11 protein-coding genes and 2 pseudogenes are annotated in these 13,288 nt (G+C 51.6%); 8 read left to right on the top strand and 5 right to left on the bottom strand.

Features of this window, described 5'->3' with window-relative positions; genetic code table 11:
* Positions 1-184 precede the first annotated feature (184 nt).
* The 6 genes and pseudogenes from ltrA to JW799_RS29940 form a co-directional block, all read left to right on the top strand.
* Entirely contained in the window at positions 185-1,603 is a 1,419-nt protein-coding gene (gene ltrA, locus JW799_RS03685; protein WP_068693838.1) for a group II intron reverse transcriptase/maturase, read from the top strand.
* A gap of 1,181 nt (positions 1,604-2,784) precedes the next feature.
* Positions 2,785-4,617, top strand: coding sequence for a glutamine--fructose-6-phosphate transaminase (isomerizing) (gene glmS, locus JW799_RS03680; protein WP_205428730.1), 1,833 nt, complete (start codon positions 2,785-2,787; stop codon positions 4,615-4,617).
* A gap of 313 nt (positions 4,618-4,930) precedes the next feature.
* The gene (locus tag JW799_RS03675; RefSeq protein WP_080831943.1) at positions 4,931-6,151 is read left to right on the top strand and encodes an IS110 family RNA-guided transposase; all 1,221 of its coding nucleotides are present in this window, start codon (positions 4,931-4,933) and stop codon (positions 6,149-6,151) included.
* A 221-nt stretch (positions 6,152-6,372) separates the two neighbouring features.
* Complete coding sequence (locus JW799_RS03670) at positions 6,373-6,708, top strand: helix-turn-helix domain-containing protein (RefSeq protein WP_205428729.1); 336 nt, start codon at positions 6,373-6,375, stop codon at positions 6,706-6,708.
* A gap of 346 nt (positions 6,709-7,054) precedes the next feature.
* On the top strand, positions 7,055-8,503 hold the full coding sequence (locus JW799_RS03665; protein ID WP_205428726.1) for a transposase: 1,449 nt from the start codon (positions 7,055-7,057) through the stop codon (positions 8,501-8,503).
* Between the two features lie 98 nt (positions 8,504-8,601).
* A pseudogene (locus tag JW799_RS29940) lies at positions 8,602-8,685 on the top strand (IS200/IS605 family transposase); the annotation flags it as partial.
* 401 nt (positions 8,686-9,086) lie between these two features.
* On the opposite strand, the gene JW799_RS29935 reads toward JW799_RS29940, so the two are convergent.
* The 4 genes from JW799_RS29935 to JW799_RS29930 form a co-directional block, all read right to left on the bottom strand.
* Complete coding sequence (locus JW799_RS29935; RefSeq protein ID WP_176220599.1) at positions 9,087-9,308, bottom strand: DUF5348 domain-containing protein; 222 nt, start codon at positions 9,306-9,308, stop codon at positions 9,087-9,089.
* A 116-nt stretch (positions 9,309-9,424) separates the two neighbouring features.
* The gene (locus tag JW799_RS03655) at positions 9,425-10,123 is read right to left on the bottom strand and encodes an ExeA family protein (protein ID WP_205428197.1); all 699 of its coding nucleotides are present in this window, start codon (positions 10,121-10,123) and stop codon (positions 9,425-9,427) included.
* Positions 10,120-11,397: a DDE-type integrase/transposase/recombinase gene (locus JW799_RS03650; protein ID WP_205428724.1), complete on the bottom strand. Its 1,278-nt coding sequence runs from the start codon at positions 11,395-11,397 to the stop codon at positions 10,120-10,122. The genes JW799_RS03655 and JW799_RS03650 overlap by 4 nt, the downstream gene beginning before the upstream one ends.
* A gap of 172 nt (positions 11,398-11,569) precedes the next feature.
* A complete protein-coding gene (locus JW799_RS29930; RefSeq protein ID WP_420830672.1) occupies positions 11,570-12,172 on the bottom strand; it encodes a DUF6431 domain-containing protein in 603 nt (200 codons plus the stop codon).
* A 227-nt stretch (positions 12,173-12,399) separates the two neighbouring features.
* On the opposite strand from JW799_RS29930, the gene JW799_RS03645 reads away from it, so the two are divergent.
* Together JW799_RS03645 and JW799_RS29925 are read left to right on the top strand one after the other, a co-directional pair.
* Complete coding sequence (locus JW799_RS03645; RefSeq protein ID WP_205428722.1) at positions 12,400-12,882, top strand: helix-turn-helix transcriptional regulator; 483 nt, start codon at positions 12,400-12,402, stop codon at positions 12,880-12,882.
* On the top strand, positions 12,792-12,998 hold the full coding sequence (locus JW799_RS29925) for an AraC family transcriptional regulator (protein ID WP_205432797.1): 207 nt from the start codon (positions 12,792-12,794) through the stop codon (positions 12,996-12,998). The genes JW799_RS03645 and JW799_RS29925 overlap by 91 nt, the downstream gene beginning before the upstream one ends.
* Before the next feature lie 118 nt (positions 12,999-13,116).
* Here the strand turns inward: JW799_RS29925 and JW799_RS29185 are convergent.
* Positions 13,117-13,233, bottom strand: a pseudogene (locus tag JW799_RS29185) (TetR-like C-terminal domain-containing protein); the annotation flags it as partial.
* Positions 13,234-13,288: the final 55 nt, after the last annotated feature.

Here is a 13,288-nt window from a genome sequence, read left to right as displayed (position 1 = left end):
TGTAAATGATGTGGGTATATGGAAGGAAAGTGAATCGTCTTACCGTGGGAGGTCTCATGGACGTGAGGAGATGCACTTCGAATCACGGTTGAAACAAGATTTATCATGAGAAGTCAGCAGACGCCATAGTACCGCGAACAGTCGACGGTTCGAGGGAAGGGCTGAACCTTAGGAGGTGAAGTCAATGAAAGTTACCGAAACAGGAGCCAAGGGCAGCCAACTTCTAACGGAAGACTCTTTGCAAAAGAATAGTGCGGAACACGAAGGATATGCGGGAGTGCACAGTCCTGCGAGGATAACCGAAACCGACGACACCAACGCAACCGAGTCGAAGGACCGGTTGCTTGAGAAAATCGTTAGCAGGGACAACTTGAACGAAGCATTCAAGAGAGTCAAAGCGAACAAGGGATCGCACGGAATCGACGGGATGGGAGTAGATGAACTTCTACAATATCTCAGAGACAACGGCGAGACCATCAAGCAACTGATCTTGGGCGGCAAGTACCGCCCGAATCCCGTTCGAAGGGTAGAGATTCCCAAAGAGAACGGAAAGAAGAGAAACCTTGGCATTCCAACAGTGGTTGACCGAGTCATCCAGCAGGCAATCGCCCAAGTGCTTACGCCAATTTATGAGAGGCAGTTTTCAGACAACAGCTACGGATTCCGACCCAAACGGAGCGCACACCACGCGATGAAACGAAGCCAACAATACGTGCAAGAGGGATATCGTTACGTGGTGGATATGGACTTGGAGAAATACTTTGACACCGTCAACCAAAGCAAGCTCATCGAGGTGCTTTCAAGAACGATCAAAGACGGACGAGTGATCTCGCTCATCCATAAGTATCTCCGGGCGGGAGTCGTCGTGAAGCATAAGTTTGAGGACACGGAAATCGGCGTACCGCAGGGAGGGAACCTAAGTCCGATTCTCAGCAATATCATGCTGAATGAATTGGACAAGGAACTGGAAGCAAGAGGACATCGATTCGTGCGATACGCAGACGATATGCTCATATTCTGCCGGAGCAGGAGGAGTGCGGAGCGTACCCTGACGAAAATTCTCCCTTACATCGAGAAGAAGTTGTTTCTCAAGGTAAACCGGGAGAAAACGATTGTGGACGATGCGACAAAAGTTAAATTTCTTGGCTTCTCATTCTACCAGAGCAAAGGGGAAACGCGGGTCAGAATCCATCCCAAATCCGTATCCAAGATGAAAGCTAAAGTGAAAGAGCTAACGTCGAGAAGCAACGGAATGGGCAACACCGACCGGGCGCTGAAGCTTAGGCGTTACATCATGGGATGGGTAAATTATTTCAAGCTTGCTGACATGAAACAACTACTCCAAACCACTGATAAATGGATGAGAAGGCGTATCCGAATGGTCTTCTGGAAGCAATGGAAACGAGTGAGGACGAAACTCGAAAGGCTTATATCGCTCGGAATTCATGAACAGAAGGCGTGGGAATACGCAAACACAAGAAAGGGCTATTGGAGAATCTCCAATAGCCCAATCCTCTCGAAGTCCCTCGGTAACAATAGGCTGAAGAACCTCGGATTCCTTTTCTTTTCTGATTATTATCGACAAGTTACTGCGCATTCCTAATGGAACCGCCGTATACCGAACGGTACGTACGGTGGTGTGGGAGGTCGGCTGCCCAATTAATGGGTAGCCTCCTACCCGATTTATTCGGGCGTATCCGGAAGCTTGGGAGAAGACGGAGGGAGACCGCTCGAGCGGAAGGGAGCCTATGTTGGATTTTGTCCAATCAAAGGAGCCGAAAACGGGGAATTCGCTGTCTTGAGTGGATTTTATTCAACGAGATGCTTGTTATTCGGACGAAAACGCTGAAAAGGCCTCGCCAGATTGGAAAAAATCCAGGAAGCCGAAACGTTTCGCGAATAAGCCGGTTTTGATTGGATAAAATCCACCCAAGCCGAAACGTTTCGCGAGAAAGCCGGATTCGATCGGATAAAATCCAGCCAAGCTTCGCCAACCCTGGCCTAACCCTGGTCGAACCCAGTGCCATCCCGCTTAATCCTGCGTATTCTGCGTCCCCAAAAGTCGAAACCCAACTATACGCCAATACGCTGCGCTTTTTTTGCGCGGATTTTGTCATTTCCCAGGAAATCGCGAATGGCGGTTGCAAGGCGAGGGAAAAACGAATATGATAGAAATTATATTATAAGACAGGAAGCGAGGGTCGGAAGAAAAAGCTCGAAAAGCGCCAGAACTTGTCGGATGCGGAGGGGCGACACGGCAATCGGATGGGAACGGAACGGAGATAGGTTCCTATCCGCACGTGAAGCGAATCGAATTCGCATGGGTGCAAGTTGACGAGGTGGAGGTGTTCGAAATATTCGGCGGGGACCTCCCGGCCCAGATCGGGGCCGACAGCCGGAAGACAAATCGCCCAGGGCGACCGGGCGGCCAATATTCCGGCACGATAACGAGAGAAAGACGGCATAAGTAGGGCGGACCGGGATCGACCGCAAACGTACGGTTGACGGGTCGCGTCTTTTCATTTGGTTCGGTGCCGCAAGGGAGCGCGTCGGACATTTTTTCAAAACGTCGACAAGGTCGGCTGCGCTTAAGGTGACGGATGATTCGGGCGAATTCGGCGAAAGCTACGTACACGAATCGTCACCCGGCAGAGAAGGCTTCGGCTTCGGATCATGAAGAAGCGGCCTTCGTTTTGCGCAGCTTTCCTTTTCCCGAATGTTTGCGGCTTGGTTTCGGTTCGTTCCGGCTTTTTGCCGATAACCGAAACGGAGGTCTGTTTGCTTATGTGCGGAATTGTAGGATATATCGGTCATCGGCAGTCTCAGCCGATTTTGCTTGAAGGTTTGAAAAAGTTGGAATATCGCGGGTACGACTCGGCGGGAATCGCCGTTTTTACCGAACAAGGCCTTGAAATCACGAAGTCGGTCGGCCGGCTGGCGAACCTGGAGGGCCGGCTTAGCGGGGACCCGCTGAAGGGTACCGTAGGAATCGGGCATACGCGCTGGGCGACGCACGGGAAGCCGTCCGACGCCAACTCCCACCCGCATACGGACAATTCGATGAAGTTTTCGGTCGTGCATAACGGCATTATCGAGAACTATCTGGAGTTGAAGGAAGAGCTGGTGCAGGCGGGCCACCGGTTCCAATCGGAAACGGACACGGAAGTCATTTCGCACCTGATCGCGGTCGAATATGAAGGCGACATCGTCAAAGCCGTGCAAAAAGCGGTGCGCAAAATGCGCGGAGCGTTCGCGCTCGGCGTGCTGACGGAGCACGAGCCGGATCGGCTCGTCGCGGTGCGCTACGCAAGTCCGCTCATTATCGGGATCGGGGAAGGCGAGAAGTTCATCGCCTCGGATATCCCGGCGATTCTCGAGCATACGCGCGATATTTATATTTTGAACGACGGCGAGATGGCCGTGCTGACGCGCGAAGGCGTCGAGCTGATGACGATCGAAGGAAACTTCATTTCCAAAGACGTGTTCCACGTCGATTGGGATTTGATGACCGCCGAGAAGGGCGGGTTCGATCACTTCATGCTCAAGGAAATTCACGAGCAGCCGAAGGCTTACAGCGACACGATGCGGGGACGCGTAAGCGAAGACGGCCGTTCGGTCGCCCTGTCGGAGCTAAGCATCACGGCGGAGCAATTGCGCAGCATCGACCGCGTCCATATCGTCGCTTGCGGCACGGCGATGCATGCCGGTCTCGTCGGCAAGACGGTCATCGAGCAGCTTGCCCGCATCCCCGTCGAGACCGACGTGGCGTCGGAGTATCGGTACCGCTCGCCGATCATCACGCCGAGGACGCTCGTCATCGTCGTCAGCCAATCGGGCGAAACGGCCGACACGCTGGCAGCGCTGCGCGAAGCGAAGCGCAACGGCGCGCGCGTGCTGGCGATTACGAATGTCGTCGGCAGCTCGGTCGCCCGCGAGGCGGACGACGTCATCATCACGCTCGCCGGCCCGGAAATCGCCGTCGCTTCGACGAAGGCGTACACGTCACAGCTGATCGCGTTTTACCTGTTCGGTTTGCATCTGGCGCAAACGCTCGGCACGCAGGACGAAGCGTACATCGCGCGCGTGCTGGCCGCCATGCAGTCGCTGCCGGAGCAGGTCGAGCGCATCCTCGCCCAAGGCGAGGTCATCAAGGAAGTCGCCGAGTCGATCGCGCACAACCGCAGCCTGTTCTTCATCGGACGCGGCCTGGATTACGCGGTCGCGATGGAAGGCTCGCTGAAGCTGAAGGAAATTTCGTACATTCATTCCGAAGCGTACGCCGCCGGCGAGCTGAAGCACGGCACGCTGGCGCTGATCGAGGAAGGCGTTCCGGTCATCGCGCTGATCACGCAAGAGGAGCTGCAGGAGAAGACGCTCAGCAACATCAAGGAAGTGAAGGCGCGCGGCGCCGACGTGCTGGGCATCGTGAACGAGGGAGCGGAGGCGGAAATCGCCAAGTCGGTCGACACCTTGTTCTCCATCCCGCGCACCTTGCCGCTGCTGACGCCTGCGCTGTCGGTCATCCCGCTGCAGCTGCTGTCGTATTACGCCTCCCTCTCGCTCGGCCACGACGTCGACAAGCCGCGGAATCTGGCGAAGAGCGTGACGGTGGAGTGAGGGCGGGGAGCTTCTACGATGCCTGTGTTCGGTGAAAATAAAGTATTAGACTGAAAAATAAAGTGTTAGACGCCCATGCCGCTAACGCGGCACCATCAGATGATGAAAATGTAGGCACGCGATATAATTTACTTATGGCTGGCGAAGGCAGGTCGGCAGTCAATGGTGCTTCGAGCCCGAGTGTTAGACTGACCCTAACGACCAGGTGCACCACAGATTGTTGCTCCAATTCGGAAGCACGCAGGATAGAATAACCATATGTGGTTGTTGCACCAGCCCCTTCAATCTTGCTGCCGTAAGGAGAGTTTTACGAATGGACGTCGTATACAGTCATGTGTGCGGACTTGACGTTCATAAAAAGAACATCGTTGCCTGCACCATCACACCTGAAGGTAAAGAGACCCGCACGTTCGGCACCATGACCGATGATTTGATCTTGCTTATGGATTGGCTCAAAACCAAGGGATGCACTCATGCCGCTATGGAAAGCACAGGACCTTACTGGAAGCCGATCTACAATCTGTTGGAGCTCGAAGAGATTGAGGCACTTGTCGTGAACGCCCAGCACATCAAGAATGTTCCGGGCCGCAAAACTGACGTCAAAGATGCGGAATGGATCGCCGGACTGCTTCGCCACGGTCTATTGAAAGGTAGTTACATCCCAAACCGCGAGCAACGAGAGCTGAGAGAATTGATCCGGTATCGTCGCAGTCTCATCGAGGAACGCGCTCGAGAAGTCAGCCGCATTCAAAAGGTGCTGGAAGGTGCAAATATAAAGCTATCCTCGGTAGCGAGCAACGTGCTCGGTAAATCGGGACGTGCGATGATCGAAGCGATGATTGCCGGCGAAACCGATCCTGAGGCTTTATCGGATCTGGCAAAACGGAAGCTGAGAAGCAAAAAAGCAGATTTGAAGCGAGCCTTGAACGGTTTAATGGGACCACATCAAAAATTGATGCTGGGCGCCCAACTTCGGCACGTCGATTATTTGGACGAAGAGATCGGTAGGTTGGATGAAGAAATCAAGAGGCGCATGCTCCCTTTTGAGGAAGACCTGGAACTGCTCGACACCATCCCAGGTGTGGCACGAAGAACGGCAGAGACCATCCTGGCCGAAATTGGTCCGAATATGGACCAGTATCCCTCAGCTGCCCACCTATGCTCTTGGGCAGGGCTGTGTCCAGGTCAGAACGAAAGCGCAGGGAAGCGAATTTCCGGGAAAACCCGTAAAGGAAATAAGAAGCTTCGAAGTACACTCGTCGAAGCCGCAAAAGCTGCGGCTAGGACAAGAGAGACTTATTTATCCAGCCAATATCATCGAATTGCGGCACGCCGGGGAGCCAATCGAGCGACGGTCGCTGTTGCTCACAGCATATTGTCCATGGCCTACTATATTCTTAAGCGAAGACAACCCTATATCGAACTTGGTCCAACCTATTATGAAGAACGCAAGCGCGACGTCATTATCAAGAACTCCCTAAAGAAGCTTGAGTCATTAGGAGTATCTGTTACAGTCAATACGGTTGCCTCTTAATTGTTGCGTTAACCGAAACCTTACGTATTACCCCTGGCCATTTTGTGTTAGCCGGAGGGTCACTTTCCTATTGCCTTCTTTAGGCGTTCTAACGAAACGATATTTTCAGGATAGACTGCTGGGTGTTTCAGTATTTACTCCGATTAAACAGACATCATGAGCATGAACCCCGTAAATGGAATATTTGCGGGGTTATTTTCTTTTGTTGGAGTTGATCCGGTTTGAATCTGGGCGAGAAAGTTAGAACTATCCGAAAATCGCATGAGTTGAATCAGAAAGAATTTGCACTGAAAATCGGCGTTTCGCAAGGAACGCTTAGTGATATTGAACGTGGGGTTTGTTTGCCATCGTGTGAAACGATCATTGCGCTTAAAAACACGTTCCAATGTGATCTTAATTGGCTGCTTTCAGATGACGTGTCCTTCTCTCCCACTCCAACCTATATATCAAGCGAGGAGTTAAAGCTGCTTACCAGTATTCGTGCACTCCCTGCTCAAGAGAAAAATGAGCTCTACGAAATTATAGAAATCAAAATGAGAAAAATTAAATATCCGTAAACGGATTAAATAAATCCGAAGAGTGTAAATATGGTAATATCACCAAATACATTGGGGTGTTACCAAGTGAAAGAAAAGTCGGGTATTGGAATCGTGACTCAAAATGGAATTTGGTTTGACGGGAGTCTCTACTCCTGTTCGCTAGCCATTCATGAGAAATGGTTTGAGCGAGCACGTCAAGTTGGGGGTTGGCCGGTGGCGGTTAAGTCCCAAGATAATGAAGATCAGATTGTAATCATTAATGAGGATGGCTTAAAAGTCCGGTGATAAAGTCCGCGTAAGCAGGCTTTTATCACGGTTTTGTCGAATTAATATCGTAACACGACTATCGAAAGAGTGATTAGGTATGAAAGCCCGCAAGTCATCGGCTATCCAGCCTCAGATGTTCCAATTCGTGGATATGGATGAACTCGTGCCGAAAAAGCACATCCTGCGCCAACTGAACGAAGCGCTTGATTTTTCCATCGTTCATGATTGGGTGGCGCCTCTATATACGGAACGTACCGGCCGCCCGGCGGCTGACCCGGAGCGGATGGTTCGACTGATGCTGCTTTCGTATTTGTTCAACCATTCCGAACGGGAATTGTATCAACTGTTGCCCATGCATGCGGGCTATTTGTGGTTTTGCGGACTGGATTTCGAATCCGTCGTGCGCCCGGACTCATCGCGGCCGTCCCTGCCGGATCGGACGACCTTGGTGAAGACCCGGAAATTGTGGCGAACGCACGGTGTTTTTGAGAAGCTGATGAAACATGTCGTCGATCAGTGCATCGCCGCGGGACTGGTCCAACCCGATGTGCATGTCGGCGTCGACGGCACCCAGGTACGGGCCAACGCATCCATTCACAGCTTGAAAGAAATCACCCTGGCCCCGGTGGAGTCGATTGAAGACTATTTGGCTCGCATGGCCCGGCAAGATGAAGAGACCGGTGGTGTCGCCCATGATTCCGATGATGACCGACAGCCGCCCGCACCGCCCGCGCAAAAAGAGCGGCTGCTGGAAGACGAAGCGACGCATGAAGATTTTCATGGCAAAACGTTCTCGAACAAGACCCACCGCAGCGTAACGGATCCGGATGCCCGCTTGTACAAAAAGAGCAACGGTCAGGAAGCGCATTTGCGGTATTTGGTGCATGATGTGACGGATATCAAATCCGGCGTCATTCTGTCTACGCAAGCGAGCATCGCGTCCGGAACGGCTGAGCGTGAAACGAGCTTGCGGCAGCTCTTCGCGATCCGTTTTGCCCATCCGCAAATCCGGATTCGGACGCTTTCTGCCGATAAAGCCTACGGTACGACAGATTATCTGCAAGCGTTGTTCGAGCAAGGGATTGTTCCCCTGGTTTCGCTTCGCAACCTGACACTGGAAGATGTACCTGCTTGGAAACGTCAAACGAACGATCCGGAGAAACAACGCAAACGGCTGGCCAAAATCCGGGAAATCCAAATTCGAAACAAAGCCAAACGAATTCAGCTTATGGGTTCTTACCGTCATCTGCAAAAGTTGCGGACGCGGTGCGAGCATGTGTTTGCCGAAAGCAAAGTCGCGCATGGCCTGGGCCGCGCACGGAGCCGTGGATTGGACTGCATGCAAGAGCAGGCGGTGCTCACGGCCATCGTTCAAAATCTGAAAAGACTGTGCCGGTTTAAGAAAAAGCGACCACAAACCGGTGTTTTGGCATGTCCAAAACCGAAATCCGTGATGATGGAGGCAGTGTCGGACCTGCTCATTTCGGCGCTGGTTGGGTTGTTTTCCTCTTTTTTTATGCCGAAGAGACGGTTACAACTGACCTAAATCACCGGACTTCTAAACCCACCGGCTTTAGCCGGTCAGCTTCCAGCGCGTTGACAGTGTAGCAGGCCACACCTAACATGAAGTTAGAGGTGAGGGGTGTGGTCGACTACCAAACAGGCGGACATTCGGTGTATGACATCAAGTACCATTTTGTATGGGTGACGAAATACAGATATCACGTAGCGACATTGATTATATGTACCTTAATAAAGGTCAATTTGAAAAAATATTTTTATTCTTCAATTGGGAATTTTAGGGAATTGATAAAGTCGAAAACATGTGCATTTTATTTATACTTATTAGATAAGAGGAATGATAAAAATGTACCTTGAAACTTTAAGAATATGGAACTGGAGAAAATTTAGAGGGCACAATGATGGAAAGCCAGGGATTGAAGTGGTGTTTAATCCCAACTTGAATGTCATTGTGGGTGAAAATGACTCTGGGTGTCATCAGCCACTTTAATTGACGGTAGATTCGGAACCGCCAATGACGGTGGCTTTTTGCTTTCCTCACCGCCGTTTCGGAGACAATTATATTTCGCCTTTGTTTGTCGGCGTAAAAAAACTGCTCCGAAGAGCAGTTAGAACAGCGGTCGGACGCGGTACTTGGCATGTCGGTGGAGCCAGAACTTCGAATTTCCAAACTTCACGTACCAGTCCGTATCGAGCTCAAGGTTGGATGGCAAGAAGTGCTTTCCTACTTGAATCATCACGGCATCACCACAACGTAGCGAGCAAAGCAACTCTTCTCCATCGTACACGTTCCAACGCTCGGTATCTCCATGAAATCGTATCTCATTCATATTTGTCATCCCTCACTGTTCCTTAAATTCAGCTAGGATCCTCGTCACATGGACGGTATCAATCATTTTGTCTTTTCGCAGCACTGCATCCAGAAGCGCAGCGGTGCAGACGTTATTTATCTCTCGGCATATCCCCGAGCATGCGCGTATATGGCGTCCATCGCTTCTGTCGTAAACACCGGCCCTGTACTTCCGGCAACCTCCAATTGGTGGGAGATGTAATCGCGGCACTCCTCGAGCGACAAGCCTTCCAAATGAAAACGCACGTTCATCCGCTGTGTAATCGGCTTGAAGATTCTCAGTTGCAACGTGGCCTGTAGTTCCGGCTGTCCAATGAGCAGCAGGGCAAGCGGCGAAATCGAGTCCATACGAAAATTCGTCAAAAAGCGTATTTCTTGCAGCATGTCTCCTGAAAGCAGGTGCGCTTCATCCACGACAATAACGGCGACCTTCTGCTGGTTCTCGTACAAATCCCATACGAGGTGCTGGAATTGCCGTTTGGCTTCGCTGCGCAGAAACTTGGGCGGCAAGCCGAAGTGGTGGAGGAGTTCACGGTAAAAGTCCCTTGGTTTCAGATTCGCATCCGACAGATAGATAAACCGGTACTTGTTCGGATCCAGTTGGTCTTTCAAGTAGCGAACGGCTGTCGACTTGCCGCAGCCAATTTCACCGGTGACGCAGCCAATCGAGCGAGTCATCACCATATACTGCATCCGTGCTACACATTCTTCGAATCGCTTGGAGCGGTGCAGATGCCGTGTTTCAATCTCCCGGGTGAACGGAACGCGCTCCCACCCGAAGAAACCACGAATCATGAGCGATTCACCTCTTTCATCGCTCGCGAAAGCGCAGCGCCTTGCGCTTCGCGGGTCTGCCGTTTCTGTTCTTCCACCAATAATTCCACATAGTTGAGGCCCGTCTTCGGCGGTTGCATGACGGCCTTCGGTTCATCCTGCTTCGGCCGGTTTTTCGGATCGCGGAGCTTCATTGGCTTCGCGTCTTCATAGCGCTGGCCGTCCTTCCACACCTGGATGACGGACAGGTCGTGCGGATCGAATCGCACCTGAATCTTCGAGCCGGCAAGCTCTGTCTGGACCTCGAATATCGTGCCCAGCAGCGAGATGCATCCCGTTTTGTCCACTTTGCGGGATTCCTCCAGCAAGAATACTTCTATGAGTTCATGCGGCGGCAACATGCGAATCGGGTGGTCGTCTTTTTGGTATCGGTCGACTGGGCGCTGCTTAAAGCGCGGCACAAAGCTCTGGTCGACAAATCGGAAGAACTTTTCTTGCTTCCCGCGTCCCATAGGACGTCCGGGGCGAGTATGCTTAAGCTCTGCCCCCAGTCGCCCGCAAATCCGCTCAAAATGGTGTGAAGAATAGATGGCGCCGTTATCGACATAGATCATTTCCGGCACTCCGTTCTTTAAAATCGCCTTCTTCAGGCAATCCTCCAGCCGGGCCACACGTTCCTCGAAATAGAACTGGCCATGCACAACGAAGCGAGAGTAATCGTCAATGAAAATAACCAGATAGGCCATGACCTTCTTGCCGGGCTTGTCCGGATGCGGAAGGTAAAGGGTATGCTGCACATCGCCTTGCCACATGCTATTTCGGTGCGTGGCTTCAAACCGGCGAAAGTGGCTCCACCCCGTATTCAGTAACGCTTTGCGCGTGACGCCGCGGCGGCGAAGCTGCTTGCTAAGCGTGCTTTCTTTCAGGGTGCCGGGGGCCACGAATGCCGCCAGTTCCAGAATCGCAATAATCTGCCTGACGCTTCGGCCGGGTTGCTCCTGCTTTAAGGCAATCGCTTTGGCAAGCACATCCTCGGGGATTTCCCTGGTCGTGAGTTTGTCTGCTCGGACGGAGGGCAACAGCGCCTCCCATCCGCCTTCGCGATACGCTTTTAAATATCGCTCAAGCGTTCGTAGACTAATTCTCCTTCGCTGTCCCGACGACGTTTCATACTCATGGCTTACAATTTCGCGCATCAACGCCATCTGTTCTCCGGGATCCAATTTGCGGCTAACCAGTGATGCAATTAAGCCATAACGGAAGTTGGCTTCTTGCTGCCTTGCTTGCTCATCCATGCTAAATCTCCTCTCCCTGTGGTCTATGAGAGTATCGCATAGACGCTAGAAGCCAGGGAGGGCGCATATTTTGTGGGATCAGGAGGGCAACTTGCCGTCCAGGCGATTTTTAAAGCAATTTTGGAGGCGATTTTCGTTTGCCTTGCTCCTTGGCGGTGGATGCTGAAGGGATTTATAAGCGTGATGCTACAGGTAACCTCGCATTTAGAAACGTCCAATAGCCCCGTCTGGATGCGCCAGCGGGGATGAATCGGGGTAACAGTTTGTCCAGCCAATCCAATGTATCCATTGGCGTTGGGTTCATCATGGTGGGGTAAAGGTGGAGTATATCCGTGTCGTCCCCCTGGGCTACGAGTTTCCCAGCAACCCATAGTGCTGCATCCGCTGCGCGGCGCAGATGTCTTGCCCACCAGCGTTTCAACGTACGGCGGCTATAACGCACGGCAGGAGTTGTTGTGCTTTCTGTCGTCTGCCGCCAAGAGAATCCCTTGTGCTTGCGCTTTAATGCCGCTTCTCGCACCCAAGTCGCATACCGGGCCCATGGAATCAGGAACTCCGGCAGGAGGGAGATTGTTATTCTACAGGTAGGACAATATCGACGGTAGATCGGGATCTGGATGACCTCATGCTTCGTCACAATTCCTCGCCAATAACGACCGTGTTTATGGAGAAGCCGACCGCAGTTTTCACAGCAGAGCTGGACGTCAGGAGATTGATTTCCGAATGTGCGTAAATAAGCCTTGCAAGAAAGGCCGAAATAAAGTATTTTTGACATGATGAAGTGAATGCTCCCGGGGATCCTCGCCAAAGGTTCGGGAGCATTTTCCTTTTTAATCGACAATAGCCTAATCCACCGTCATTGTACAGAAGGGATTAGGCTATTGTCGGCTGTTTATTCGGTTTGGCTCCGCCACACCGAATGGCGAATTCATGCCTTTTTCCCGCCATAAAGTCAGGCGGCGAACAGCGATCAAACAAGGAAACAGCGAAGAGGTCGAGAGCTTGCTGCGTAATATGATGGGAAGCATTGCCGCGAAACCGCTCTCGATCGAGCAAGTCGAATATATTTGTTTCGATATGATCAATACGGTCATTAAAACTACCGTTGAGATGAATATTCCGCTTGACGACGCCGATCTGACGGTCGAGCAAATGTTTGCGTCCCGTTTCGAAACCTTCTCCGAACTGGAGCGCTTAATGATCGATTATTGTCAACAAATATGCAAGTATATCGAAAGCCAGAAGGAAAGCAAAAACCGCGACCTGCTGGAACAACTCCGGATCTATGTTCTGGAGCATTACACGGATCCGTCGATCGGTTTGGAATCGATAGCGGATGAATTCGGTTTTTCCGCGTCTTATTTGACAAGATACTTTAAAAACCAGACAGGACAATCCTTGAAACACTATATCGACCAAATTCGGATGGAGAAAGCGAAAGAGCTGCTTATTCATTCGGACATGACATTGGGGATATCGTACTGAGGGTCGGTTATGTCGACTCTACGAATTTTATTCGAAAGTTCAAGAAGCTGGAGGGCATCACGCCTATTCAATACCGGACAATTGTTCAGACAGGTCCTCTCCCGATCTCGAAATGACAGTTGAACAACATCCATCATTTCTATCTCAATGGTTCAAATACCGATCCATTTTGAAACCTGCAAAATCCTCATCCCGAGTCACGGGTGAGGATTTTGTCCGAATTGAAGAAAGTTGTTATCCAAAATTCCGATCCAACAAGATCCCCGTCTGTTCTGCGATAACGCGAGGCGGCAAAGACATGCCGTTTTTGAACCACCATTCCACTGTCCCTACGACCGCTGCGGCAAAAAACTGAAGTAAGAGGGTATTGCCGCTCGAAGGCCGCCGATGAAGATGCTGATTTCGA

The organism is Cohnella algarum (genome assembly GCF_016937515.1).
GTDB classification, from domain to species: domain Bacteria; phylum Bacillota; class Bacilli; order Paenibacillales; family Paenibacillaceae; genus Cohnella; species Cohnella algarum.
This window is presented reverse-complemented; position numbering and strand designations above follow the sequence as displayed.